The sequence below is a fragment of the Actinoplanes sp. NPDC000266 genome, assembly GCF_042899005.1.
Lineage (GTDB): Bacteria > Actinomycetota > Actinomycetes > Mycobacteriales > Micromonosporaceae > Actinoplanes.
Map to the genome: position 1 here is coordinate 19,124 of NZ_JBIAZI010000020.1, position 22,817 is coordinate 41,940.

The 22,817-nt window shown below is 67.6% G+C and carries 21 protein-coding genes, 1 tRNA gene and 1 pseudogene; 15 read left to right on the forward strand and 8 right to left on the reverse strand.

Annotation, left to right across the window (positions count from 1 at the left end; genetic code table 11):
• Window positions 1-27: 27 nt before the first annotated feature.
• The 8 genes and pseudogenes from ACFY36_RS48705 (at window position 28) to ACFY36_RS48740 (ending at window position 8,408) form a co-directional block, all read left to right on the forward strand.
• Window positions 28-414 (forward strand): PPOX class F420-dependent oxidoreductase, encoded by a 387-nt coding sequence (locus tag ACFY36_RS48705; RefSeq protein WP_499752748.1) that lies wholly within the window; start codon window positions 28-30, stop codon window positions 412-414.
• Between the two features lie 317 nt (window positions 415-731).
• A complete protein-coding gene (gene ald / locus ACFY36_RS48710) occupies window positions 732-1,847 on the forward strand; it encodes an alanine dehydrogenase (protein ID WP_499752749.1) in 1,116 nt (371 codons plus the stop codon).
• A gap of 2 nt (window positions 1,848-1,849) precedes the next feature.
• Window positions 1,850-2,758: a site-specific tyrosine recombinase XerD gene (locus ACFY36_RS48715; protein WP_499752842.1), complete on the forward strand. Its 909-nt coding sequence runs from the start codon at window positions 1,850-1,852 to the stop codon at window positions 2,756-2,758.
• A gap of 122 nt (window positions 2,759-2,880) precedes the next feature.
• On the forward strand, window positions 2,881-3,813 hold the full coding sequence (locus ACFY36_RS48720) for a ParA family protein (protein WP_499752750.1): 933 nt from the start codon (window positions 2,881-2,883) through the stop codon (window positions 3,811-3,813).
• 3 nt (window positions 3,814-3,816) lie between these two features.
• Entirely contained in the window at window positions 3,817-4,485 is a 669-nt protein-coding gene (locus ACFY36_RS48725; protein WP_499752751.1) for a zinc metalloprotease, read from the forward strand.
• 113 nt (window positions 4,486-4,598) lie between these two features.
• Window positions 4,599-5,579 (forward strand): annotated as a pseudogene (locus ACFY36_RS48730) (segregation and condensation protein A); the annotation flags it as partial.
• Window positions 5,580-6,925: 1,346 nt separating this feature from the next.
• The gene (gene scpB / locus ACFY36_RS48735) at window positions 6,926-7,684 is read left to right on the forward strand and encodes an SMC-Scp complex subunit ScpB (RefSeq protein ID WP_499752843.1); all 759 of its coding nucleotides are present in this window, start codon (window positions 6,926-6,928) and stop codon (window positions 7,682-7,684) included.
• Complete coding sequence (locus tag ACFY36_RS48740) at window positions 7,671-8,408, forward strand: pseudouridine synthase (protein WP_360258443.1); 738 nt, start codon at window positions 7,671-7,673, stop codon at window positions 8,406-8,408. Before scpB ends, ACFY36_RS48740 begins: the two co-directional genes overlap by 14 nt.
• A 44-nt stretch (window positions 8,409-8,452) precedes the next feature.
• On the opposite strand, the gene ACFY36_RS48745 is transcribed toward ACFY36_RS48740, so the two are convergent.
• Both ACFY36_RS48745 and ACFY36_RS48750 read right to left on the reverse strand, forming a co-directional pair.
• The gene (locus tag ACFY36_RS48745) at window positions 8,453-8,659 is read right to left on the reverse strand and encodes a hypothetical protein (RefSeq protein WP_499752752.1); all 207 of its coding nucleotides are present in this window, start codon (window positions 8,657-8,659) and stop codon (window positions 8,453-8,455) included.
• A gap of 93 nt (window positions 8,660-8,752) precedes the next feature.
• Complete coding sequence (locus ACFY36_RS48750; protein WP_499752753.1) at window positions 8,753-9,343, reverse strand: TetR/AcrR family transcriptional regulator; 591 nt, start codon at window positions 9,341-9,343, stop codon at window positions 8,753-8,755.
• Window positions 9,344-9,428: 85 nt separating this feature from the next.
• Here ACFY36_RS48750 and ACFY36_RS48755 point away from each other — a divergent pair, with 85 nt between their 5' ends.
• Window positions 9,429-10,364 carry an NADP-dependent oxidoreductase gene (locus tag ACFY36_RS48755; RefSeq protein ID WP_499752754.1) on the forward strand — a complete coding sequence of 312 codons (936 nt, stop codon included), beginning with the start codon at window positions 9,429-9,431 and terminating at the stop codon, window positions 10,362-10,364.
• A gap of 45 nt (window positions 10,365-10,409) precedes the next feature.
• Entirely contained in the window at window positions 10,410-10,916 is a 507-nt protein-coding gene (locus ACFY36_RS48760) for a DUF6245 family protein (protein WP_499752755.1), read from the forward strand.
• Here the strand turns inward: ACFY36_RS48760 and ACFY36_RS48765 are convergent.
• Window positions 10,913-11,572, reverse strand: coding sequence for an enoyl-CoA hydratase-related protein (locus tag ACFY36_RS48765; protein ID WP_499752756.1), 660 nt, complete (start codon window positions 11,570-11,572; stop codon window positions 10,913-10,915). The genes ACFY36_RS48760 and ACFY36_RS48765 overlap by 4 nt on opposite strands.
• Before the next feature lie 248 nt (window positions 11,573-11,820).
• Between ACFY36_RS48765 and cmk the strand changes: the two genes are divergently transcribed.
• The 3 genes from cmk (at window position 11,821) to ACFY36_RS48780 (ending at window position 14,010) form a co-directional block, all read left to right on the forward strand.
• On the forward strand, window positions 11,821-12,504 hold the full coding sequence (cmk, locus tag ACFY36_RS48770; protein WP_499752757.1) for a (d)CMP kinase: 684 nt from the start codon (window positions 11,821-11,823) through the stop codon (window positions 12,502-12,504).
• Entirely contained in the window at window positions 12,501-13,886 is a 1,386-nt protein-coding gene (der, locus tag ACFY36_RS48775; RefSeq protein ID WP_499752758.1) for a ribosome biogenesis GTPase Der, read from the forward strand. Before cmk ends, der begins: the two co-directional genes overlap by 4 nt.
• A gap of 50 nt (window positions 13,887-13,936) precedes the next feature.
• Window positions 13,937-14,010 (forward strand) — tRNA-Pro (locus tag ACFY36_RS48780).
• A gap of 541 nt (window positions 14,011-14,551) precedes the next feature.
• Here the strand turns inward: ACFY36_RS48780 and ACFY36_RS48785 are convergent.
• The 3 genes from ACFY36_RS48785 to ACFY36_RS48795 are packed head-to-tail and all read right to left on the reverse strand — an operon-like array spanning window position 14,552 to window position 18,414.
• Complete coding sequence (locus ACFY36_RS48785) at window positions 14,552-16,453, reverse strand: ATP-binding protein (protein WP_499752759.1); 1,902 nt, start codon at window positions 16,451-16,453, stop codon at window positions 14,552-14,554.
• A gap of 33 nt (window positions 16,454-16,486) precedes the next feature.
• Complete coding sequence (locus ACFY36_RS48790; RefSeq protein ID WP_499752760.1) at window positions 16,487-17,032, reverse strand: hypothetical protein; 546 nt, start codon at window positions 17,030-17,032, stop codon at window positions 16,487-16,489.
• A complete protein-coding gene (locus ACFY36_RS48795; protein WP_499752761.1) occupies window positions 17,029-18,414 on the reverse strand; it encodes a dsDNA nuclease domain-containing protein in 1,386 nt (461 codons plus the stop codon). Before ACFY36_RS48795 ends, ACFY36_RS48790 begins: the two co-directional genes overlap by 4 nt.
• Window positions 18,415-18,949: 535 nt before the next feature.
• On the opposite strand from ACFY36_RS48795, the gene ACFY36_RS48800 reads away from it, so the two are divergent.
• Both ACFY36_RS48800 and ACFY36_RS48805 read left to right on the forward strand, forming a co-directional pair.
• The gene (locus ACFY36_RS48800) at window positions 18,950-19,657 is read left to right on the forward strand and encodes an NAD-dependent epimerase/dehydratase family protein (RefSeq protein WP_499752762.1); all 708 of its coding nucleotides are present in this window, start codon (window positions 18,950-18,952) and stop codon (window positions 19,655-19,657) included.
• 376 nt (window positions 19,658-20,033) lie between these two features.
• Window positions 20,034-20,558 carry a hypothetical protein gene (locus ACFY36_RS48805; RefSeq protein WP_499752763.1) on the forward strand — a complete coding sequence of 175 codons (525 nt, stop codon included), beginning with the start codon at window positions 20,034-20,036 and terminating at the stop codon, window positions 20,556-20,558.
• Here ACFY36_RS48805 and ACFY36_RS48810 read toward each other — a convergent pair.
• Both ACFY36_RS48810 and ACFY36_RS48815 read right to left on the reverse strand, forming a co-directional pair.
• A complete protein-coding gene (locus ACFY36_RS48810; protein ID WP_499752764.1) occupies window positions 20,548-21,132 on the reverse strand; it encodes a TetR/AcrR family transcriptional regulator in 585 nt (194 codons plus the stop codon). The two genes, ACFY36_RS48805 and ACFY36_RS48810, sit on opposite strands and share 11 nt — an antisense overlap.
• Before the next feature lie 47 nt (window positions 21,133-21,179).
• Window positions 21,180-22,763: a class I adenylate-forming enzyme family protein gene (locus tag ACFY36_RS48815; protein ID WP_499752765.1), complete on the reverse strand. Its 1,584-nt coding sequence runs from the start codon at window positions 22,761-22,763 to the stop codon at window positions 21,180-21,182.
• Window positions 22,764-22,817: the final 54 nt, after the last annotated feature.

Sequence of the window (22,817 nt, forward strand, 5' to 3'; positions counted from 1 at the left end):
CGGAGGTTGAGGTTGGAACCTCCGTTCATGCCTTTCACGGAGCTCGAACTCGCCTATCTGAACGACCAGCCGCTCGGGCGGCTCGCCACGAAGCGACCGGACGGAACGCTGCAGAACAGCCCGGTGGGATTTCGGGTCGACGCCGCGACGGGCGTGATCGACATCCCGGGGTACGGAATGTCGAAGAGCCGCAAGTACCGCAACGTGGCGGCGAACGGGCAGGTCGCGTTTGTCGTGGACGACGTGCCGTCGACCGACCCGTGGCGGGTCCGCTGCGTGGAGATCAGGGGCACCGCCGAGGCGATCGGCGAACTCATCCGGATCCATCCCCGCCGGATCCTGAGCTTCGGCCTGGACCAGCCGGACGCCGACGCCCACAGCCTGACCGTGAACAGCCGAGACGTCACCGCTTGACGGCGGCCCCGCTTCACCGCCGCTCCGCCCTCGCCGCCGCTCCTCGCCGCCGCTCCTCGCCGCCCGCCACGCGGCCGCTCCGCACCGCCCGCCCGCCGTTGGGCCGGCGTTGAGGTGAGAAGTGCCCTGGCGTGGACGCGCGTCTTGGAAGTGTGGAGGTTGGGGCTGGTGGGCAGGCCGGTGCTGGTGTCGAGGAACGGCCGTGGGCTGTGTTCGGCCGCCATGATCGGGTAATTACCGTACTGTCCAAAGAGAACGTTGATCGCAATGAACCGGGCAAAACTCCCAAACTCAGCGTCGAGTGGAAGGACGGTGCCGTGAAGGTCGGCATTCCCAGTGAGGTCAAGAACAACGAGTTCCGGGTGGCCATCACCCCGGCCGGCGTGTACGAGTTCCGCCGGGCCGGGCACGAAGTCCTGGTGCAGGCCGGGGCCGGGGCCGGATCGTCGATCACCGACGGTGATTTTCAGGCGGCCGGCGCCACGATCGTGCCGTCGGCGGACGACGTGTGGGGGTCGGCCGAGCTGATTCTCAAGGTCAAGGAGCCCATCGCTGAGGAATATCCGCGCATGCGGCCGGGGCAGGTGCTGTTCACCTATCTGCACCTCGCGGCGTCCAAGGAGTGCACCGACGCGCTGGTCGACCGCCGGGTCACCGGCATCGCGTACGAGACGGTCGAGCTGCCCGACCGCTCGCTGCCGCTTCTCGCGCCGATGTCCGAGGTCGCCGGTCGGCTCGCCCCGCAGGTCGGCGCCTATCACCTGATGCGCTCCGGTGGTGGACGAGGCGTACTCATGGGTGGTGTGCCTGGTGTTTATGCGGCCAAGGTCGTGGTCGTCGGCGCCGGCGTGTCCGGCATGAACGCCGCCGCTATCGCGTTGGGCATGCAGGCCGAGATCCTCGTCCTCGACCGCAACATCGCCAAGCTGCGCGCGGCCGACGCCGACTACCGGGGCCATCTGCAGACGGTGGCCTCCAACGCGTACGAGATCGAGAAGGCCGTCCTCGACGCCGACCTGGTCATCGGCGCCGTGCTGATCCCCGGCGCGAAAGCGCCCAATCTCGTGCCGAACGACCTGGTCGCGCGGATGAAGCCGGGCAGCGTGCTGGTCGACATCTCGATCGACCAGGGTGGCTGCTTCGAGGACTCGCGGCCGACCACCCACGCCGACCCGGTCTACCAGGTGCACAACTCGCTGTTCTACTGCGTGGCCAACATGCCGGGCTCGGTGCCGCACACCAGCACCTACGCGCTGACCAACGTCACTCTGCCGTACGCTCTGGAACTGGCGAACCTCGGCTGGCGGCAGGCGCTCAAGGCCGACGCCGCGCTCGCCCTGGGCCTGAACACCCATGACGGGCACGTCACCTACGGACCGGTCGCGGAGGCACACGGCATGCAGACCCTGCCCCTGAGCACGGTGCTGAGCTGAGCCTGCAACGGGTGATCACCGCCTACCTCGACCATCTCACCGTCGAGCGTGGGCTGTCGCGCAACACCCTCGAGTCGTACCGGCGTGACCTCGACCGTTACGCCGCGGCGCTCGCGGCGGCCGGCGTCACCGAGCTGTCCGACGTGAAGGCGTCCGCGGTCACCGATCACCTGGCGTTGCTGCGGGAGCAGGGCCTGGCGTCCTCCTCGGCGGCCCGGGCGATCAGCGCCGTCCGGGGTCTGCACCGGTTCGCCGCCCGCGAGGGCTACGCGGGCGCCGACGTCGCGGCCGAGGTGCGCCCGCCGGCGCCGCCGAAACGCCTGCCCAAGGCCCTCGAGGTCGACCAGGTGACGCGGCTGCTGGCGGTGCCCGGCGACGACACCGCGCTCGGGCTGCGCGACCGGGCTCTGCTGGAGTTCCTCTACGGCACCGGGGCGCGGATCTCCGAGGCGGTCGGCGCCGACATCGACGACCTGTCCCTTCTGGAAGATCCGTCGGCCCTCCTGCGGGGCAAGGGCGGAAAGACCCGGTTGGTTCCGGTGGGCGGTTATGCGCGGGCTTCTTTGGACGCTTATCTGGTACGGGGCCGGCCCGCGCTCAGTGCGAACGGTAAAGGGACACCGGCCGTCTTCCTGAACGCGCGGGGCGGGCGGCTCTCCCGGCAGGGCGCGTGGATGATCCTGCGGCGGGCCGCGGTCGCGGCCGAACTGCCGGTCGAGGGCCCGTACGCCGTCTCGCCGCACACGCTGCGTCACTCGTACGCGACCCACCTCATCGACGGCGGCGCCGACGTGCGGGTCGTTCAGGAGCTGCTGGGACACGCTTCGGTCACGACTACGCAGGTGTACACCTTGGTCACCGTGGACAGACTCCGCGAGGTCTACGCGACCGCTCACCCTCGTGCTCGTTAGACGCTGCGCATCCATCTCGGCTTTCTTGGAGCGACACGCCGATGGCTGACCCCGGTGGTGCGGCGCGCGTGGCGTAGAGTCGGGCATCGGCTCCGGCTGGCGAGTCGGGAGGGGGCGAGGTCATGACGGGGAACGGCAACCGGGCGGAGGCCTGGACCTCCACACTCCGGGAACAGCAGAGCTCTCTCGATCTCGGCGCCGACCTGGGCCCGGCCGACCCGACGGCGTACACCATGCGCCGCCCGATCCCCGAGCCGATGCCGACCGACCGGCACGGCCCCGCGCGGATCATCGCCCTGGCCAACCAGAAGGGTGGCGTCGGCAAGACGACGACCACGATCAACCTGGGTGCGGCCCTGGCCGAGTACGGTCGCAAGGTCCTGCTCGTCGACTTCGACCCCCAGGGCGCCTGCTCGGTGGGCCTCGGCGTCAACCCGCACAACCTCGACCTGAGCGTCTACAACCTGCTCATGCAGGACGACGTGGCCACCGAGGACGTCATCATCAAGACCGATGTGGCCGGCCTGCACCTGCTGCCGGCGAACATCGACCTCTCCGCGGCCGAGATCCAGCTGGTCAACGAGGTGGCCCGCGAGATGGCCCTGGCCCGGGCCCTGCGTTCGGTCCGCAAGGAATACGACTTCATCCTGATCGACTGCCAGCCCTCGCTGGGCCTGCTGGCGATCAACGCGCTGACCATCGCGCACGGCGTGCTCATCCCGCTCGAGTGCGAGTTCTTCTCGCTGCGCGGCGTGGCCCTGCTGCTCGACACGATCGACAAGGTCCGCGAGCGGCTCAACTTCGACCTCGAGCTCGAGGGCATCCTCGCGACCATGTACGACAGCCGCACCACCCACTGCCGCCAGGTGCTGCAGCGCGTCGTGGAGGCGTTCGGCGACAAGGTCTACCAGACGGTCATCACCAAGACGGTGAAATTCCCCGAGTCCACGGTGGCCGGCGCGCCCATCACCACGCTCGACCCGGCATCCTCCGGCGCGCGGAACTACCGCCAGCTCGCCCGCGAGGTCATCGCCGCCAAGGTGGAGCGCGGCTGAGAAGTGCTCTACGCGCTCGGTGAGCCGGTGGCGTTCGTCGCCCTGGTCGTCTCCTTCCTGCTCGGCCTCGTGCTGCGCGCCGTCGCCATCCGGTCGGCGTCGCGGATGCTGAAGCTCTCCGACCGCCGCGAGTCGATCGTTCCGCGCCTGCGCGAGGACGTCGACCCGTTCGGCGCGGTCGCGGCGGCCATCGGCGGCATGGGCTGGGGCAAGATGCTCACGGTGGACGAGGTGCCCCGCTGGCGCGGACGGGGCCGCGCGGTGGCGGTGTTCCTGGCCGGCCCGCTGCTGTGCATCGTGGTCTCGCAGGTGCTGATGCTGGCGTACGCGCTGGCCTTTCCCGACAACATCCTGGCCTTCATCGGCCCGGCCGACGTGCTGCTCGGCATCGACCTGCCGGTGGGCGAGCAGGTGCTGCTGTCGCTGGCGGTCGGCCTGCTCTGCTTCGGGATCCTGGCCATCATCCCGATCCCGCCGCTGGACGGTTTCGGGGCGCTGCACTCGGCGCTGCGCACCCCCGGCCGCGGCATGCAGTGGATGCGGCTGTGGTTCGAGGACAAGAACATCGGCGTCCTGGTCCTGCTGATCCTGTGCATCTTCCCGTTCGGCGTGCCGTTCCTGCTGCAGATCCTCGACGCGCTGGGCCTGGTCTTCGTTCGCCTCTGGGGTTGATCTTCCCGATCCGTCCGTACCGATTCCGGATTTGTCCCGTTTAAACGGTACGGACGGGAAGGGGCGCGGTGAGCACTGAGCAAGTTGTCGTACCGGTGGTCTACGGTCAGCAGGTGCCTGACGAGCCCGCCGAAGTCTCCGCCATCTCCCCCGAAGATGAGTCGGGCAAATTTCTGGTACGCCTGGAGAACTTCACCGGGCCGTTCGATCTGCTCCTCCAGCTGATCGGCAAACACAAGCTCGACGTCACCGAGATCGCGCTCCACCAGGTCACCGACGACTTCATCGCGTACATCCGCGCGATGGGCGACGACTGGGACCTCGGCGAGACGAGCGAGTTCCTGCTGGTGGCGGCCACCCTGCTCGACCTGAAGGCGGCCCGGCTCCTGCCGGCGGCCGACGTCGAGGACGAGGAAGACCTGGCGCTGCTCGAGGCGCGCGACCTGCTGTTCGCGAGGTTGCTGCAATACAAGGCGTACAAGGAGGCGGCGGCCCACATAGCCGAGCTCGAGTTCACCGGGGGAAAGCGGTGGCCGAGGGCGGTGTCGATGGAGCCGCGCTACGCGGAGGCGCTGCCCGATCTGGTGCTGGGCATCGGCCCCGAGAGGCTGTTCAAGCTGGCGCTGAAACAGTTCGTGCCGAAGCCGGGCCCGCCGCAGGTGTCGATCGCCCACATCCACCAGGTGCGGGTGAGCGTGCGAGAGCACGCGGCGCTGCTGCGGGACAGGTTGAGACGAGCCGGCTCGGCCACGTTCTCCCTGCTGGTGGCCGACTGCGACAACACGCTCGAGGTGGTGGCGCGGTTCCTGGCTCTGCTGGAGCTCTACCGAGAGGGCCTGATCGACTTCGAACAGCCGGTCTCCCTTGACGAGCTGACAGTCCGCTGGATCGGCGGCGACGCAGCCGACGCAGAACTCGACATCGACGACTACGAGGGCACAAAGCCCACCGAGGACGACAAGCCAGAGGCGAATGCGGCCCCGAACCCCGACGGCGATGCGGATCTCACCGAGACCGCGGATTCCGGCGATGCCGATCTCACCGAGACTGCGGATTCCGGCGATGCCGATCTCGCCGAGACTGCGGATTCCGGCGATGCCTTCGATTCCGCCGACGCGCTCGATTCCGGCGGTGCCGTGGATCTCGCCGATCTCGGCGGCGCTTCGGATTCTGACTATGCCCTAGATTCCAACGGGCCCGCAGATTCCGATTTGGCGGCCATTCCGGATTTGTCTGGAGGTCTCGTTCGGGACGGCCAGGGTCCCGGTGCTGACTCGCGTGGTGCCGGCGAGGCCATGAATTCCTCTTCGCCGACCATTTCGGATTTGTCCGCAGGTTTCGCTCTGGGTGAGCAGGGTCCTGGTGCTGGCCCGCCTGGTGGCGGCGAGGCCGTGGGGACCTCTTCGCTGACTATTTCGGATTTGTCCGCAGGTTTCGCTCTGGATGAGCAAGGTCGCGATTCTGACTTGGCTGGTGGCGGCGCTGGTTTGGCTGGTGGCGGCGAGGCCGTGGATGCTGATTCGCTGATCATTTCGAATTTGTCGGGAAGTTTTGCTCGGGACGCGCGGGGGCGCGGCGATGATCTGCCTGGCGGCGGCCATGACTTGCCGGGTGATGGTCGTGTGGCGGAGTCGGTGGCTTCGGGCGCGGGCGAATCGGGGAAGTCTGAGGCGGGCCGACTTGACGTGGGGTCCGATGACGATGATCTTGGCGGGGAAGACGACGACGCGGAGGAACGATCGTGAGCAGCGAGGAGCAGTCCGACTCACTTGCGGCGCAGGCGGCGGCCTGGGTGCCGCCGTGGGAGCGGGCGCCGCGGACGCCGGATCGGGACTTCCAGGCGGCGGCCGAGGACGAGGCGCGCGCCGAGCTGGCTCGGGGCGCGGGGTCGGATGCTGAGGCGGCTCCGGGGTCGGATGCTGGGGCGGGGCCCGGGTCGGATGCTGAGGCTGAGCTGAGCGAAAGGGCCGACGAGCGGGGCTGGTCGGCGGCTGTGCCTACGTCGTCCAGTGGTGATGAGGGCTGGGCTGAGGAGCGGGTTGCTCGGCATGGTCCGGTTGGTGGTGCGGCGGGGGCCTCTGACAATCGGCAGCTGCCTGAGGACGGGGATGAGCTCGACGAGGCGGGGTTTGACTCCGACGATGACTTTGATCCGGCGTTTGAGGGGGTCGATCCGCCGGCGGAGGAGCCTGCGTTCGGGGTCGCTGAAGAGGACGACGTTCCGGTTGATGGAGGGCTGACCGACGACGTTGCGCCTGTGGTGGTGGCGCCGGGGCCGGAACTGCCCTTGCCTGAGTCGATTGAAGACGCGGCTGAGGCTGAGATCGTCGATGACGAAGGTGATCCGGTCGATGCGCCGTTGCCCGAAGAAGGGGACGACGCGGGGGACGTGTTCGATGCGGCGGCCGATGATGATGTCAGTGATGACGGGGAGAACGATCTGCCGTTCTCCGAAGAGGTGCCGGCATCGGATCGTGATTATGACGAGGACGAGTACGACGAAGGCGACAGTGCGGCGCTGAATGGTGCATCCGCCAGCCCGGTGTCGGCGGCTGTGCCTGAGCAGGCTGGGCGGAAAAGGCGGGATGCCGCGCTTGCGGTTGGGGGCGCGGGGACGCGTACGGCCGAAGAAGTTGAACTGCCGGGGTTGACCGATGACGCCGAGCTGGCGGCGGCGCTCGAGGCGATCATGTTGGTGGTCGATGAGCCGGTGGCCGAGATGCAGCTGGCGCAGATTCTGGAGCAGCCGACCGAGCGCGTCGGGGTGATGCTCGAAGATCTGTCGGCGCGGTACACGGCGGCGGGGCACGGGTTCGACCTTCGGCGGGTGGCTGGTGGCTGGCGTCTCTACACGCGGCCGGAATATGCGGCGTACGTGGAACGGTTTGTTCTCGACGGGCAGTCTGTGCGGCTGACCCAGGCGGCCTTGGAGACACTGGCTGTGGTTGCCTACAAGCAGCCGGTGACCCGGTCGCGCATCTCCGCCATCCGCGGTGTGAACTGCGACGGGGTCATGCGTACGCTTGTCACGCGCGGCCTGATCGAGGAATGCGGCACGGAGAGCGAAACCGGGGCACACCTGTATCGCACGACGGCGCTCTTCCTGGAAAAACTGGGTCTCAACTCGGTCGACCAGCTGCCGCCGCTCGCTCCGTTCCTGCCCGACGACGTGGAAGAAGTGCTCGATGCCTCAGGCTGACACCGCCGAACGCCTCCAGAAAGTGCTGGCGGCCGCCGGTGTTGGATCCCGCCGCGCCTGCGAAGACCTGATCTTCCGCCGGCGTGTGACGGTGAACGGCAAGGTCGCCAAGCTCGGCGACAAGGTCGACCCCAACACTGCCGAGATCCACGTTGACGGCCAGCGGATCATCACCGACACCAAGCTCATGTACATCGCGATGAACAAGCCGCGCGGTGTCGTCTCGTCGCTCGACGACGAGAAGGGCCGCACCGAACTGGCCGACTTCCTCGGGCAGTTCGGCACCAGGCTCTACCACGTGGGGCGCCTCGACGCCGACAGTGAGGGCCTGCTGCTCATCACCAACGACGGCGACCTCACCAACAAGCTGACCCACCCCCGGTACGAGATCCAGAAGACGTACCTGGCCGAGGTGACCAACGGGCCGCTCGCGCGCAACGTGGGCCGGCAGCTGCTGAGCGGGATCGAGCTCGAGGACGGTCCGGCCAAGGCCGACCAGTTCAAGCTGGTCGGCGCGCTGGGCAAGACGGCCCAGGTGGAGATCACGCTGCACGAGGGCCGCAAGCACATCGTCCGCCGGATGATGGAAGAGGTCGGCCACCCGGTGACCCGGCTGATCCGCACGTCGGTCGGCCCGATCCGCCTCGGCGACCTGCGCCCGGGTGGCTTCCGTCACCTGTCGATGGCCGAGGTCGCCGCGCTGTTCAAGGCCGCCGGCGACTGATCCACGCGTGCGAGAGGCCCGGGCTGTCGAGCCCGGGCCTCTTGTCATTCCGGCCGGGAGTTGGAGGAGTCGCCGGCGAGGCTGCGCGAGTCGTAGCCGGAACGGTCCTCCGGGGCGCGGTCCGCGGGCTCGTCGGCCGGGACTCCCGGGTCGACGGAATGGCCCGGCGGGCGCAGCGACGCCTCGTACGCCGTGGTGCCGTCCGGCTCGTCGCCCTGCCTGATGTCGATGCGGTGCGGTTGATCAGTCATGAGTCACGAGATTCCCCGCCGCCCGGTCAATTAACGGGCATATCTGACGGGTTCGGGGGCACGCGGCCGCCATGAAACGCGCGGTGGCGCGGCTCAGGGTGCTGGGTGGGGCAAGGGCTGGGCGCCTTCAGGGCGTAGGCCGTCGAAGATGATGGCCAAGTAGCGGCGCCATAAGTCCGGTGGTGGGTTCGGGACGAAGCTGACCACGTGGTTCGGGGCGCACATCAGCAGGATGACGTCCATGCCGTCGATGTCGGGGCGGACGGCGCCGGTTTCCTGGGCCCGGGCCACCAGCGCGATGATCGCGGCGAACAGGCGCTCGCGGGCGCCGGTCAGGCGGGCGTTCACCTCGCCTGACTCGCGCAGGAACGACAGGTCCAGCTGTTGCTGGCGGCCGGCGGCGGCCTCCATGAACTCCAGCAGGGCGGCGCCGGGGTCGGTGGCCGTGGTCAGGCGCTGCGCCAGGGCGGCCAGGTCGTCGATGCGGTCGAGGACCACGGCGGCCAGCAGGTCGTCCTTGGTCGGGAAGTGGCGGAAGACCGTGCCCTTGCCGATGCCGGCCCGGCGGGCGATGTCGGCCACCGACGCGTCCAGGCCGTGGGCGGCGAACTCCTCGGTCGCCGCGGCCAGCAACGACGCGCGGTTGCGGGCGGCGTCCGCGCGCAGGGGGCGGTCGATGGTCACGATCAACAGCTTAACAAGTTGACCGGGCGGTCCGTTTACGTCTAACGTGACCAACCGGTCCGCTTAACGTGTCGTGGAGGAAGCCATGAAAGCGATCGTCGCCCGTGACTACGGCCCGCCGTCGAGCTTCGAGGTCGCCGACGTTCCGGTGCCCTCGGCCGGGCCGGGACAAATTCAGGTTCGTATCGCCGCCGCCTCGATCAACCCGGGGGACATCGTCATCCCGAGCGGCGCCTATCCCGTACAGCTGGAATTTCCGCATGTGCTGGGAAACGACTTCGCGGGGACCGTCAGTGCGGTGGGGGACGGTGTCACGGCGTACAAAATCGGTGATGAGGTCTTCGGGCATTCGGTGCCGCGGGCGCTGGGGGCGCTGGCCGGCGCGAAGCAGCCGTCGGTGACCACCGGGACGCTGGCCGAATACGCGGTCTTCGAGGCCGGGACGCCGTTCATCGCGCATCGGCCGGCTTCGCTGGATGTCGTCGACGCGGCCGCGCTGCCCACCGTCGGGCTGACGGCGCGGGCGCTGATGGCCACGGCCGAGCCGGCGCCGGGGGAGACGGTGCTGGTCATCGGCGCGACCGGCGGGGTGGGCACCACGGTCCTGCCGCTTCTGTCCGGGTGCCGGGTCATCGCCACCGGGCACGCCTCCGATCGCGAGCTGCTGCTGAAGCTGGGCGCTTCCGAGGTGATCGGCTACGACGAATATCCCTCGGGTGGCGTCGATCTGGTGCTGAACCTGGTGCGGCCGACCGATCAGCTGCGTGAGGCGGCGGCGTGCCTCAAACCGGGCGGGCGGCTCTTCACGATCACGTTCCCGCCGCCGCGCCCCGAAATGATCGGGCGGGACGACGTCCGGTTCGCGTTGGTGCTGGACGTGGACGGTGACCTCGGTGGCATGCGCGAGGTGGCCGGGCTGAGCCCGCTGGTCACCGGGCGCTACCCCCTCGGCGACGGCGTGCGGGCACTCAACGACTTCGCCGAGAAGCACACGGTCGGCAAGCTGGTCGTCGTCATGTAGGCGCGCCTCGCGGTATTTGCGGGCTTCCATCGATACGTTGGGACGATGGGGGTGCAGGAACGACTCGTCGCGGCTCTGGAGGCGCTGGGGGCGCGGCCTTCAGGCGATGATCTCGAGGATACGAACGCGCGGCGGGCCTGGCTGGCCGGCGCGCTGCTGGCGGCGGCCCAGGCCGAGGCCATGGCGGCGGATCGGCTGCTGATGAGCCGCGAAGCCCGCTATGCGCTCTGGCAGCGGCAACTCGACGGGTCGGACGAGCCTTCGCAGCGCGCCGACCGGATCCGGTGGCAGGTGCAGCGGGCCTGTCTGCCGCTGCCGGCCATGGCGCACGAGAGCCGCACCGATCCGATCCCGCTGGCGGCGGGGCAGGCGGCCGAAGGGCTTCAGCTGCTGCTGTCGGTCAGTGCGGCCACGCACGGTGCGGTCGCGGCGGGGGACGTGGCGCGGCTGGCGGCGCAGGCCGGGCGACTGCGGGAGGCGCGCAAGGTGCTTCAGGCGGCGGTGGACAACACGGACGAGCTGCTGGAGATGCTGGGTTCCGTGGACATCTAAGCGAAGGTCCGCAGGGCTTCCAGCACGCCGGCGTACATCCTGGTCTTGATGGTCTCCAGGGTCGGCCCGGCCTTGGCGACGTGACTTTGTGCGAGCGCGATGGCCGAGCTCCGGACCTCGTCCTCGGCCACGGCGCTATTGACGATCTCTTGGGTGTACGCCTCCTCGCCGCCGAAACGACGGGCGGTGACCATGGCCTCGTGTGCGGTCCGCGGCGTGAGCCGGGACTGGATCAGCGCGGACATGCCGGGCGTGAACGGGATGTTGATGTCGGCCTCGGGCAGGCACCAGAAGCCGCGGTCGGCCCGCATGATCCGGAAATCGTGGGCCAGCGACAGCATGGCGCCGGCGGCGAAGGTGTGACCCTGCAGGGCGGCCACGGTGACGAAGGGCAAGGTCAAAACCCGGGCGAGCAGAGCATGGACCCTTGCGCCGTACGCCGAGTATTCCTCCGGGTGCTCGAAGAGCCACTCGAGGTCGAGGCCGTTCGACCAGATCTTGCCGGTGGCCGCGGTGACCAGGGCGCGGGGCTCGTCGCCCTTGACGACCTCGTCGAGCAGGGCGTTGATCTCGGTCAGCCAGTCGGGGTGGAATCGGTTCTCGCCGTCACCGAGGTCGAGGACGTAGACGGCGTCGAGCTTCTCCAGCGTGGGCATTGTGGGCTCCCCTCGTTGCTACTGTTGAGTAACTTACCGGCAGCTTTCGTTGCAGGACAGCCCGGCAGCCGCGGCAGAGAGGCCGAGTTGCAGCTAGCTGGGCCCGTGGACGCCGGTGCCTTTCGTGGTGACGTACATCTGCGGTCTTGATCTTGCCGTTGAAGGTTGGCAAACCCCTGGTTCGTCGGTGGCAGGTCGGTGCGGGCACAATGGGAGGGTTGGTCGGGCGGGCAAACCCTGGAGGAACGGTGTCGGAAGAAGTACGGCCGGAAAAGTGTGTTGTCGCTGTCGACGGCCCGTCCGGATCCGGCAAGTCCACCGTTTCCCGGCGCCTGGCGGCCGCGATCGACGGGGTCTACCTGGACACCGGAGCGATGTACCGGGCGGTGACCTGGGCCGTTCTGCAGGGCGGAGCCGACCTCGGCGACCCCGACGCGATCGCGAAGATCGCGCTGGAGACCGAGCTGTCGATCGGCACCGATCCGTCGGCGCCCAGTTTCGCGGCGAACGGGGTGAACGTCGACGCGCCGATCCGCGGCGTCGAGGTCACCCAGGCCGTGTCCGCGGTGGCTGCCGTTCCCGCCGTCCGCAAGCACCTCGTCGCCCTGCAGCAGGCGATCATCGCCGGCCAGCCCCGGATCATCGTCGAGGGCCGTGACATCGCTTCGGTGGTCGCCCCTTCCGCCGACCTCAAGGTGTACCTGACGGCGTCGTCGGCGGCCCGCGCGCAGCGGCGCAGCGCCGAGGACGCGGTCACCGATGTCGCGGCCACCGAAGCCTCGCTGCTGCGGCGTGACAAGCTTGACTCTTCCCGCGCGACGGACCCGCTGAAGCAGGCGTCCGACGCCATCGAGGTCGACACCTCCGAGATGGGCATCGACGAGGTCGTCGCGTACCTCCTGAATCTTTTGAACAGCAAGGTGAAGTCGTGAGTGACTCTCCCGCGGAGCTCCTCTCCGTGGATGTCGTTGAAGGTCCCGTCCCGGTCGTAGCCGTGGTCGGCCGCCCCAACGTCGGCAAATCAACCCTGGTCAACCGCATCATCGGCCGCCGTCAGGCGGTCGTCGAGGACGTGCCCGGGGTGACCCGGGACCGCGTGCCCTACGACGCGCAGTGGAACGGCCGTCGCTTCACGGTCGTGGACACGGGCGGCTGGGAGCCCGACGCCCGTGATCGGGCGGCGGCCATCGCCCGGCAGGCGGAGATGGCCGTGCAGACCGCGGATGTCGTCGTGTTCGTGGTCGACGTGTCGGTGGGCGCCACGGACGTCGACGAGGCTGCGGTGAAGATGCTGCGGCGGTCGCACAAGCCGGTGATTCTGGTCGCCAACAAGGCGGACAACCAGAACCTGGAGCTGGAGGCTGTTTCGCTCTGGTCCCTGGGCCTGGGGGAGCCGCATCCGATCTCGGCGCTTCATGGGCGCGGGTCGGGTGACCTGCTGGATGACATCCTGTCGGCGCTGCCCGATCCGCCGCCGATCGTGGAGGACGGCCCGCGGGGGCCGCGCCGGGTGGCTTTGGTCGGTCGGCCCAACGTGGGCAAGTCGTCGCTGCTGAACAAGGTGTCCAAGGAGGAGCGGGCGGTCGTCGACTCCGTCGCCGGCACCACTGTTGACCCCGTGGACAGCCTCGTCGAGATGGACGGGGAAGTTTGGCAGTTCGTCGACACGGCTGGACTGCGCAAGAGGGTGAATCAAGCTTCGGGTACGGAGTACTACGCCTCACTCCGCACGGCGGGCGCCGTGGAGGCGGCCGAGGTGGCTGTCGTGCTGCTGGACTCTTCTGAGGTCATCAGTGAGCAGGACCAGCGTGTTCTGACCCAGGTCGTGGAGGCGGGGCGGGCTTTGGTGATCGCCTTCAACAAGTGGGACCTCGTTGACGCTGACCGGCGGATCTTCCTGGACAAGGAGATCGACCGCGAGCTCAAGCGGATCCCGTGGGCTGTTCGGGTGAACATCTCGGCCAAGACCGGCCGCGCGGTGGACAAGCTGGCGCCGGCTCTGCGTCGCGCTCTCGATTCTTGGGAGCAGCGGGTGCCGACTGGGGCTTTGAACCAGTGGTTGACGGCGTTGACCCAGGCCACCCCTCACCCTGTACGGGGTGGGCGGGCGCCTCGCATCTTGTTCGCTACCCAGGCTGGAGTGGCGCCGCCGCGCTTCGTGCTGTTCACAACCGGGCCGCTGGACGCGGGCTACATCCGGTTCGTGGAGAGGAAGCTGCGCGAGGAGTTCGGGTACGAAGGGTCGCCGATCGAGATCTCGGTGAAGCCGAGGAAGAAGACGGGGCCTGGGGGGCGGGGTAAGGCTCATGGGTAGGGCTTGGTAAGCTTTTGGAGTTGCCGCGCGGTGTAGGTGCCGGGTGGCGGCGGGCTGTAGCGCAGCTTGGTAGCGCACTTGACTGGGGGTCAAGGGGTCGCAGGTTCAAATCCTGTCAGCCCGACAAAATATCGATGGTGACCTGCGGAAACGTAGGTCACCATCTTTGTAGGAACAAGGTCACCCACCGAAAACCCACCGTTTTCGGGTATGCGTCTGCGGCGGCCGGGTTCATCGCACTCTCCGGAACGGTGGGAGCTGATGCCATCGGATAGCCGGTGGCGCTCGATGGGTGTGATGCCGGTGCAGCCCGCGTCGTCGGGCCGCGCATGGCGGTAGGTTAGGCGGCGGTGACGCCATCACGGCCGAAAATCCAGACGCCGGAGTGGTCAGTCCCGTTTCGGAAGTAGCGCGATCCGCTACGCCACTTTGACAAGATCCACACTCCAGCCATGCTCGGGTACTCGCGGTGCCCCTACCTCTGGTCTCGACGATTACAGCTCCGTCGACGACGTGAGCGCGCAGCTTGTCGACCGGTTGCAGGCATGGAATGAGCGCTTCAGCGGTATCGCGCTGACGCAATTCGAATTCACGCATGCCGTCAGCAGGCTGGCAACGGCATCGGTTTCACCAACCAGTAATCGCATTCTCGTCTGGCGCAGCTGTCAGAGGTCTTCGACCCGCTGGCCCTCTCCCACGCCGGTGTTGGTGACGCCGGGCACGGTCGAGCGCTCGGAGGTTAGCTCAATCGTGTTCCGCGGAGTGACGAGCTCGGCCGGGATGTCGTTGTCAGCCACGATCAGTTGGATGCGGTCTCCGTAGGCTCTAGCGAGGGTTACCAGGCGGGCATAAATGCGGCGGCCGAGTTCACGGTCCCTGTCCCCGGTGCCGATCGCTTTGCGCGGAGAATCGATGATCAAAAGGCTGGGCAGCAGCACGGCGGGGTGATCGAGAGCAGTGGTGAGGAGGGTGAGGTGGTAGGCGATGTTGAGCGCCGTGCTGGCGCCACCTCCGCTGGCCTGTAGGTCTTCGAAAGCGGTGTCTCCCACCAGGGGTAGGAACGTTTTCGGGTCGATGTGGGCGTCTCCGTCGGCGGGAACACCGATTCGGTCGACCTCTTCGGCAAATGCTGCGCTGATGTCGTCGAGCTGAGCGCCGCGGGCCCGCAGGAGTTTTTCTCGCTCGGTGATGTCGACCTTGAGTTGCCGGTCCGTTTTGCGGTGGCCGGCGGCTTCGTTGCGGACTCGGTCAAGTCGTTGCCACATTTCGGTCTGCCGACCGATCTCGCCGATGTCCCGACGTAGGGACTCCGCCTGTCGGCTTAGTTGAGCGACCGCTTCAATCCGTGGGGAGACTGCGTCGGCAGTCGCTTGGTCATATTCGCGGTGAAGTGTGTCCAGGTGCGAGTCGGCGTGCTGAGCTGTAAGCCGTGCCTGTTCGAGCGCGGTGACGTCGGCGTGAAGGAGGGTTTCCGTTTCTTCGATTTGTGCTCGTACCCGGTCGACGTTCTCGTCCGAGGCGTGGGCGTCTTCGACGTTGACTGGCGCCAACGGCTGGCAGCACAAGCGGCAGTCCGATTCGGCGACCGTGCGGCCGTCGAGGTCCTGCATGCAACGCGGGCAAGTGGCGAACTCGAACGGGGCGAGCAGGCCGATCGCCGTACTGCGGCGTTCGGCTTTGGCTAGGTCCAAGCGCAGTTGGGCGAGGGAGGCTTCGCGGCCGCGGACGGTGACCGCGAGCAGATCGGCCGCCTCGTGCCTCTTCTGTGCTTCGGTCAGGGCTGCGGACAACTCGACGCGGCGGTCTTGATCCGCGCCAGTCAGTGCGGCTACCTCGTCCCGAGCCGCCCGCAGCTTGTCCTCCGTGGTCGCTAGCTGTTGCACCAGATCCATGCGGTGGGCCCGGAGCTCGTCAACATCGACGACACCTGAGTCGCGGATGAAGCGGTCGATCGCGGCGGCGTCCTTGTCCAGCTGCTGGGCGCGGTCACGCGCGATCCCTCTGAGGCGTTTCAGCTCTCGGAGTTCCGCATCGGTGAGACCGAACATCATCTCGAAAGCCGCGATGCGTTTCGGGTTGGTGTTCGTGGTGTCGAGGTGTCCAACGACGGACCGGTCGATCTCTTTTGCCTGCAGGAAGCAGTATCGGAAGATGTCCTTGAAGGTCAGGGCAACAGTGCGGGAGTTGACTCCGGCCCGTGACGTCGATACACGCTCGACTGGAATCCCCAACGCCTCGAGTAGGTAGCGGGAGATCGAAGGCCCGTCGGCAGGCGTGGGACTTACGGCCCAGGTGTGCTGTATGACGTGCGAACCCGGCTCGATGACCTCCACCACGCCGGAGGTGAGGCCGATCCGGCGGCGAAGGATGAGCGACGACTCCCCGGCCTCAATGGCTAGGTCGACGTGGGTGACGTGCTGGACCACGGCAGGGGTCAGGGCTGCATTGCCGCCGAGTGCGTGCTTGATCAGCATCAGCAGCGTCGACTTGCCCATCGTCGTGGTGCCGGTGACGAACGTCAGCGGAGACAGGAAGTCGAACGTTTGCGACGTGGTGTTGGTCGCCACGGTGAGAGTCCGGATACGTAGATTCGTGGCCATCTAGATCTCGCTTCTGAGCGGAAGGGCAACGACGTCCGGTAGTTGCTCGTAAATCAGGTCTTTCAGTTCTCGGCCCGGCAGGTCGAAGTGAGCGCGCAAGAATCTGGCTCTCTGAGCCACGATTGCCCAGGAACTGGTTTCCCCCAGTGCGATGCCGAGGTCGCGGCCGGCGTCGGTGAGGGTGATCTCCATGGAATCGTTGACCCGCGCAAACGTTGCGAGACGCTTGCCGACGAGCGCACCGAGGAGCGGGTAGTAGCGGTCGTCCCACGGGCCGTACTTGTAGCGGATCATGCGGCTTTCCACCGCCTGCCGTTCATCATCTGTCGGGGCGCCGCCTAGCCAGGTAATACCAGGCGGCAGGAGGCGTTCGGCCATGACTGGATACCGAAGCAGGAAGTCAACTTTCGCGAGTTTTGTCAGGCCGCGAAACGGCTCGGCCGGCATGGTGAACTGGCAGATGAGAATCAAGACGCGAGCCTCGTGATAAAGGCTTTCCTGGCGGATCGCCAAGACGGCGGCGGCGGGTAATGGTGCGGCCATCATCCCTCCACCGGCCGCGAGAACCCGAACTTGCACATATCACTTAACTCGTAGGCGTACCCGAGGATATGGAAGTCGTCGAGGGGCACGCTGGTCTTCTTGCTGAGTTCCGCCCGGCGCAGTTCGGAGTGCAGCAACGCCTGGAACTGAATGCCGTAGTGGCCGCTCTTGCCGATCAACTGAGCCCGGATCTGGCGGACGATGTCAAGGATCTCCATCTCCAGCCGGTACTGCGTCTCAATGTCCTCCGGAAAGCCGGTCCGAGCCTGCGGCCAGGTATGGAGCCACAGGTCTCGCATGCCGAGGGCGTTGTCTCGCTCGTCATCGCCCATCATGGCCGCGCGCATCTTCTCGATGAGATGATGGCCGCCAGGTGCGCGGGGTGGTGCCTGCCCGGCTCGTAGCAGCGGCACCGAGTCACTGACGGCATGCCGTGCGCCCAGCCGAATCGCGTCCATGACCATGTCACGGGTCAGAGTCCGCCGCTGGACAGTCCGCGCGAGCTCCGAGTGAGGATCGTAGGCGCCGGGGTTGGTGAGGTACCCAGCAAGATCGGCGAGTCGGCCGCTGTCGTCGCGACTCGCCTCCGCGACGAGGTCTACTACCGATTTGTAAACGGTCGCGGCGGCTGACCGCGCGAAGCCGAGCGTGCTGGCCGCCGGCTCCGCAATCCGCCGAATGTTGACGTCCCGGATGTCGGGCTTCGCTGGGCGTTCGCAGTCGAACTGGCAGTTGCGCACGAACCGTTGGAGCATCTCGAACAGACCTCTGGGCAGGCCGGTCGGGTCGTGCCGCTTGGGCTTGGGTGGCGCCGGGGCGGCAGCTTTCGGGATGTTGTCAAGAGTCGTGGATTTGGCTGCCATCTCCATCATGGCCCATGCCAGGTGCGCTACGAGGCCAATACCTCGCGGCGTATCCAGCTCACCTGCACGGCAGACATCCAGCAGGGCGCGTGGTGTGTAGTCACCCGGCCTGCCGCCCAGGCGTGTGTTGCTGGCCAATCGCACGACGGGCAAGGTGGTGTAGCTGAGCCACCGGTCGAACAGATGCGCGACGCCGCCTTGGTCGCAGAGCGACTTCATCGTGGTGTACAGCATGTCCTCGTGATGCTTGACGGAGACCAGTTCGAGCATCGGAGGCCGATCCCGGACGATGATGAAGTCTTCCTGCCACTCACAAATGATCTTGATGATCGACGCGTCGGTATGCAGGCTCAGGCAGTATGAGGCGATGACCTCGGTTTGATAGTGGAAGTTGCCTTGGGTCTGCGCGCCGGCGTCCTCGGCCGGTCGGCGGAAGATATCCAACTCGAGTTGACCGCGCTGGTCGACGCCTGCAGGGGGCCCGTCCTGATACTCGGCTTCTGTGGAAGCGCCACTCACCACGACGAGCGCCCACCTTCCTTGCTATCCGTGATCTCAAACTCACGAAAAGCGAACCTGATTCCGGTACTGGTGCGCAACAGCCCGTTGGGTAGAAAAGTTGGCTTTGTCGTATGACTGGCCACACTAGACACCTTCTTCGGAGGGCGCGCCAGCGCTTGTGCTCCAGCCGGTTTAGCCGCGGGGTGCCCTTGCGTCGGGCGCTCATCGTCGTATCCGCCTACGGCCATCTGAGCGAGAACCTGAGCGAGTGTGAAGCGGGGGGAGTGGTTATGGCGTTGACAGCTAAGCAACGGTCCCGGCGTGCGCGGATCGCCGCGCTCGTGTCGCGGGCGAATACCGCCGACCGGCAACGCCGGAGGGCGGCCGCGACCGCGACCGCGTCGTTTCTCATCAGATTCGAAAAGCAGGTCGACCCGGCGGGCACTCTGGATCCTGAAGCCCGGGCCAAGCGAGCCGCGCTTGCACGGCGGGCGTACCTGTTGCAGCTGGCGTAGCGGCCGGCGAAAGCCCGAGGTCGAACCGCTGACCAGAAAACATGCCGGTCGAGCCGGTCAGTGGTGCGCTGACCGCCCCGGACATGTTGCGCCGTGCCGCCTTCGGCGTAGACGCGGTCGTCCACCTCGCCCAGGCCTCCACCGCGCAGGAGGACCTCACCGCGGCCACAGCGATGATGGACGGGGTCGGCTCGGGTGTCTACGTGCACACCGGCGGCACCTGGGTCTACGGCGACACCGACGGCATCGTCGACGAAACCGCGCCGTGGAACCCGCCACCGGTCGTCGCCTGGCGCAAGCAGGTCGAAGACGCGGTGCTCGAACGCGGCCAGCACACGGTCATCGTTCAGCCCGGCCTTGTCTACGGCGGCGAGAACCGCCTCATCGATGTCTTCTTCGCCCAGCCGGGACGCGAGGCTGGCGCCGTGCCGTACATCGGCGACGGAACCAACAACTGGGCAATGGTCCACGTCGATGACATCGCCACCCTGTACGCGGCCGCCTTGCACGCCCACGCCGGCACCGTCTACCTCGGCGTGGGCGGCGTCGGACCGACCGCCCGCGAGGTCGCCGACGTACTCGGCACCGGATCCACCATCTCGATCACCCTCGACCAGGCCCGCGAGCAGATGGGCCCGATCGCCGACGCATTCGCGCTCGACCAGCGGCTCAGCTCTGCCCGCGCGCACAAGGACCTCGGCTGGAAGCCACTGCACGACGATCCGCTCACGGTCCTCGCCGGCAGCTGACCGGCCGTACGACGTGACCCGCGCCGCGTCGCCCAGGCCGCCGCTTGGTCGGGCGGCTCCCATGGTCGTCGTCAGACGGTAGGAACGGGGATCACCACGAGTAGCGATCGTTCACATTCATCTCCAGCGGACCATCTGCGGCGACAAGGCCATCGGAGAGTCGCCGAAGGGAAAGAGCCGGCGTGCCATCGCGATCGGCCCGGCGACGGTGCGTGTTCTGCGCGAGCGCAAGGCCCGTCAGGACAGGATAAGGCCGCCGCCGGGCTGCTGGGTCACGACTATGGATATGTCTTCCCTCGTGAGGATGGCGCTCCCTGCTATCCGCGGTATTACACCGACCGGTGGGAACACGCCTGCAACTCGGCCGGTATGCACGGTGATCGTGCTGCACGATGCCCGGCACACCTCGGCGACCGCTGGGGCGGACGCGGGGGTTCCAGAGCGTGTCATGCAGAAGCGGCTTGGGCGCGCGGATGCCCGCACGACACGTGAGGTCTACACACACGTCCTGCCGGAAAGCGAGCGCAAAGCCGCTGAGCTGATGGACTCGGCCCGCCGCATGGTGCTCGACGGCGCTATCGCCGGCCTCGGTGGCGCGACCGTGTGCTCCGCCCTCGTCGTCGACCTGCTCGGCGACCAGCAGCTCGGACCCATCGACCTCGCGTATCCAGCGGCCGACGCGCTGCTGGTCGGCACGCGGGCGGCCAAATTCGCGATGGGTCGATGGAACGGTGCGAATACGGCGATGTTGATGGGAGGCCTTGCCTTGGGCACCGGCGCCGCCGGTCTTGCGCAGGGGATTCTTGATCGGCTGCGCGATGCGGGCGTCGTGCTGTATCAGCCCGAACGGGCCGGCGGCGGGTGCGCGATCTTCGATGAGCCGGCGGCCGTCATGCGGTGACCGGCAGGTCGATGAGCTTCATGAAATGGTGCAGGGCCGCGGTTTGCCGTTCGGGCGTCCACATCTCCGGGTGCTCGATCGCCGAGAGTACGACCCCGGCGGTCCACAGGCGGATCAGGTCGACGGTGGCCTCGATCTGGTAGGGGTCGATGAACTCCTGGATGGCGGCGCGGATGAGGTCGCGCATGCCCGGCTCGATCAGGGACAGGTGTCGCTGGATGGCCGGTTCGACGTTGCGGTGGCTGCTCAGTGCCACGCGGGCCTTCTCTATCGCCATGGCCTCATCGTCGATGGGCAGGAAATACCGCACGACCGCCTCGAGACGGTCGTGCGGGTCCTTGATCGCGGTCAGTTCCTTCTGCGCGGTGCGCGCGTCCTCGAGAGCCTGCTCGAGCATCTTGGCCAGCAAGGCGTCGCGGCTGGGAAAGTAGTGGGTGACCATGGTGACGGAGCCGCCGAGCCGGTCGCTCACCGACCGCAGCGTGAAGTTGGCGAATCCGCGGTCGCCGAGCACGCGGATGGCCGCGTCCACGATCTTGCCCCGCCGCTCGTCGTGATCGACGTAGATCGGCACCGCGCCTCCCGCCAAATCGGTTATACAACGACGATCACATTACAGGATCAGGGTTTGGTATCGATGACGCCGTCGTGCAGCGGTTCCGGCTCGTCCTTGAGGGCCGCCTTGTGCACCTTCCCGCTGGCGGTGTAGGGCAGCTCGTCGCGGAACTCGACGAACCGCGGCACCTTGAACGGGGCGAGGCCCTCGCGCGCCCAGACGACGATCTGGTCGGCGGTGATGTCGGCGCCGTCCTCGAGTACGACGATCACCTTGACCTCTTCGCCGCGGACCGGGTCCGGGACGGGCACGGCGGCGATGTCCTTGATGCCGGGCATGCCGCCGATGTGCATCTCGACCTCGGCGGCGGAGATGCTCTCGTCGCTGCGGCGGATCATGTCGCGCACCCGGCCGACGTAGAAATGCTGGCCGTCGGGCTGCTTGACGGCGATGTCGCCGGTGCGGAACCAGCCGCCGGGCAGGAACAGCTCGGCGTTGACCTCGGGCCGATTGTGGTAGCCGAGCATCATCCCGGTACCGCGGAAGCACAGTTCGCCGGCCGTGCCGGGCGGCACCTCGTCGAACGTGTCGTCGACGACCTTGGATTCGCGGTTGGCGAAGCAGAAGCCCATCGAGCCGTTGCCGGCCAGGTCGTCGCGGTCGTAGGGCACGGCGGTGCCGTTGCCGATCTCGGTGCTGGCGTAGCACTCGCGGGCCTTGATGCCGAAGCGTTCCTCGATCGGGGCGTAGGCGGGGCCGGGCAGGCCCGCGACGGGCGCCCGCTTGAGGGCCAGCGACCGGTCGCGGGAGTCCGCCGGGAACTCGAGGATGTCCTCGTCGATCCAGGCGAAGTCGATGCGGTAGTCGTGCAGCCAGCCCATGAACTTGCGCCGGCTCAGGCCCGGCGTGAGGTAGAGGGCGCCACCCTTGAAGATGGCGATCATCAGGTAGGCCTGGTTCTGCATGTAGTAGAACGGGTGGTCGGCGAGCAGCCGCACGGCGTCCTGGTCCAGCGCCGCGCCGTAGATGCCCAACTCCATCCAGTACTCGTGGGTCAGTAGGCAGCCCTTGGGCAGGCCGGTGGTGCCGGAGGTGAACTGGATGTTGACGACCTCGAGGGGGTCGGCACCGGTGCGGCGCGGGGTCGGCGCCGTGGCGAGGAGCTTGCCGTAACGGAGCCCGGCGAGGTCGCTGGCGCCGATCGAGATGGCCCGGTCCAGGGTGACTGGGCCGATGCGCCCGTCGGCGGCGTGGCTTTCGATCAGGTCCTGGGTGCCGATGAGCCAGGTCGCTCCGGCGTCGGTCAGCACGAAGTCGATCTCGCGGGCGGTGTATTTGGGGTTGAGCGGCACGATGGCGGCGCCGGCCTCGACGATCGCGAGCCAGGCGATCGGGAACTCGACCTGGTTGCGGATGATCACGCCGACCTTGTCGCCGGGGCGCACGCCCGTCGACTCCAGGCCCGAGCGCAGGCCGGTGACGGCGTTCCGCAGCTCCTTCCAGGTGAGCGAGCGCTGCTCACCCTCGATCTCGCGCAGCGCCAGCTGTTCCGGCCAGGCCTGCGCCGCGGCGTCGAGCGCGTCGGGCATGGTCTTGCCCTGCAGCGACTGCTGGTGCGGCGTCAGGCCGGCGGCGAGGGTCTGCGTCATGCCTATTGTTCCCTTCGTTGTACAACTGAAGACATATTTAGAGGCGGCATGGAG